This is a genomic window from Aeromonas sp. R7-4, assembly GCF_040908055.1.
Taxonomy (GTDB): domain Bacteria; phylum Pseudomonadota; class Gammaproteobacteria; order Enterobacterales; family Aeromonadaceae; genus Aeromonas; species Aeromonas sanarellii.
The window spans coordinates 1-2,734 of record NZ_JBFODA010000042.1; the positions used below are offsets into that span (position 1 = coordinate 1).

Below are 2,734 nucleotides of genomic sequence, written 5' to 3' on the forward strand. Positions count from 1 at the left end.
TGAATCGCCCCTGGTTTTCTAGACACTTTGTTGCTGAAAAATAAACTGCCTTTCAAACTCTACCGGCGACAGCCCATCATTGGAACCATGACGCCTGATTGGGTTGTAAAACATCTCGATATAATCAAACACATCGCTGCGGGCTTCGTCTCTTGTCGCGTAAATCCTGCGCTTGATCCGCTCCCGTTTGAGCAACTGAAAGAAACTCTCGGCGACCGCGTTGTCGTGACAGTTACCCCGTCGGCTCATACTGCAACTCAGGTTGTGGGCCTTCAGAAAGTCTTGCCATTCACCACCGGTAAACTGGCTGCCCTGATCCGAATGCACCAGTACCGGCTGCTTGGGTTTGCGCCGCCAGACGGCCATCAATAACGCATCAACCGCCAAGTCTGCCGTCATGCGTGACTTCATCGCCCAGCCGACGATCTGGCGAGAGAACAGGTCGAGCACCACCGCCAGGTACAGCCACCCTTCTTGAGTGCGAATGTAGGTAATGTCAGTCACCCAGATGATGTTGGGGGCTGGCACCTTAAACTGACGTGCCAGCGTGTTTGGGGCAGCTTGCGTGCTCTTGCCTCCATAATGCCCCTTGCGGCGTTGATAGCCCGTTTGCGAACGCAGTCCCTCCCGCTTCATTAATTTGGCCACACGGTGCTTGCCGCAGGCTTCCCCTGCGTCACGAAGGTCGCGATGGATCTTGCGATAACCGTAGACAGCACCACTTTCCAGCCAGGATTGCTTGACCAATCCGGTCAGTCGTTCGTCCTCCTGCTGTCGTGGCGATGTGGGCTGTTTCAACCACGCGTAGAAGCCACTTCGGTGAACCCCCAGGGTCTGGCACAGGGTAACGACACTGTACCGGTCGAGTCGGGAGGTTATGAACGCGTACCTTTCCTTGACTCGCTGGCAAAGTACGCGGCGGCCTCCTTTAGAATATTGCGCTCCTCGGTGACCTGGCGCAGTTCAGTTTTCAGGCGGCGGATCTCGGCTTGCAAGGCAGACTCTTCTATCTGCTGGTCAGCAGGCTTACCGTACTGCTTGAGCCATGCATACAGGCTGTGGCTGGATACCCCGATGGCACGTGCAACGTCAGCCACCGGCCGCCCGCGCTCGGTGATTTGTTTAACGGCTTCGATTTTGAATGTTTCTGGATAACGCTGACGGGTCATAACACCTCCAATAGTTGCCTCATTTTAAGGCTGTGAGGTGTCTAGGGAACTGGGGGCGATTCAGTTGGCAGATTGAGGTCATCGGGAAACTACCGGCTCAAGTGGGCCTATCTCGGTTGTTGCCGAAGGATGACTAGACCACTACATTGCCGCTCGAACCAGTACAGGGGTCCATGTGTCTGGCTGCTGGCCTGCTTTATTCCAGGGTCAGATCATGCTTCATGATTTCGTTCCTCAATAAAAGTTAATAGTCAGGATCGCCCTTCTCATACTGCAAGCCGTTGTCGCCTTCATACGGCTTAGTGTGGTCAGCCTCCCCGACCAAAATCGCAGTAGGGATCCCTTCGGGGAAGGCGAGGCAGTGGCGGGGGGCGGGCACCTTATTACGCCACTTGCAAGTCAGACACATTGGGGTGTGGAACACTACTCCGGTGGCAGTGAACTTTTCGCTGTGCATAACATATTTGTCGGAACTGTTTCCTCTTACTCCTACGTCAGCAGACAGGCTTGGAAAGGCCTTGTAGCAATCGGCATGGAGCCCCACATGGTTTTCCATGCCCGGTTCAGTAAGAATGCCTTTAGGAGCCGCGTAACTATAAATCCGACGTACCGGGGCTTCATGCCAGTTGATGTTGAAGGCATTGGTACTGAAAAACTGCAATGAACTGTAAGGTAGATGGTCGTGGATCCACCAGGCCATGTCGGTCCAGCTTCCCCCCTTCTCAATGTGAGCAATCAGCCATGGAACGACAATGCAGGCCGTAGCGCCGTGCTTCCCATTAGCGTCTGGATAATCCCAGATGTGGCTGGCATAGTTTGCCTCATTGGCTGCACAGTTGAATCCACCCTTGTTCCCGAAATCGTTCACTTCAGGGGAGCGGTATGCTGAGCGGATGTGGATGCGACCGAATGTAGCCTGAAGCGGCTCAAGCAATTCCTCGCAGAGTTTACGGCCATAGGTGATGGCTACATCCGGAAAATCCGGCACGTTTTTGAACCCGTTCCAAACAGCGATTTCGCTGTAAAGAAAATCGCGCATAAAAAAGTGTTTTGAAAGCCTGACTCGCCCCAGTTTGTCGAGTTGGTTGTAGCTGGTGACTTTGTTCATTTCATGTCTTACCAGAAGTTATCAAATTGAATCGCCAGTAGTTTTGTAGGCATCTCACGGTCCACTTTACGCCTAGACCAAACGCTACAGCTAGCCCGAAGTACAGTTAGTAGAAAGATGTAGCACAATGAGCAACTGACCTGCATAAATTGAGCGGCCAGAGATGAAGATTATGACCAAAAAAGAGATCGAGGTTATTCGCGTTGTTCGCTGTGATGTCTGTGAAGAGTAGAGTTGCCAAACAGAAGGGCCGGTTAGCAACTTTGCGTTTGGTACATTGAGGGCACACTGGGGGGGATGGAACTCAGCACGATGGCGAACAGTACGAAGTCCTGAATAACCAGCGTATAGAATAGACGGATTGTACAGATCTAGTTATCACCTGACACCGGCCTCAAACCGGTGTCTTGTTTACGCTACTTTAGTGCGCACTTTCTTCGGTATCAATTTCAGACCC

General features: G+C 52.6%; 2 protein-coding genes. Both read right to left on the minus strand.

Annotated features, from left to right (window positions below):
• Positions 1-18 precede the first annotated feature (18 nt).
• A protein-coding gene (locus AB5Y72_RS11850; RefSeq protein ID WP_325783120.1) for an IS3 family transposase occupies positions 19-1,169 on the minus strand; the annotation gives its coding sequence in 2 pieces (ribosomal slippage) (positions 19-932 and positions 932-1,169; 1,152 coding nt in all).
• A 244-nt stretch (positions 1,170-1,413) separates the two neighbouring features.
• A complete protein-coding gene (locus tag AB5Y72_RS11855; protein ID WP_197971577.1) occupies positions 1,414-2,277 on the minus strand; it encodes a hypothetical protein in 864 nt (287 codons plus the stop codon).
• Between the last annotated feature and the right edge of the window lie 457 nt (positions 2,278-2,734).

What these genes read in the sequence shown, in the direction of transcription:
- AB5Y72_RS11855 (WP_197971577.1), bottom strand. Translation starts at nt 2,277, where the DNA reads ATGAACAAAGTCACCAGCTACAACCAACTCGACAAACTGGGGCGAGTC.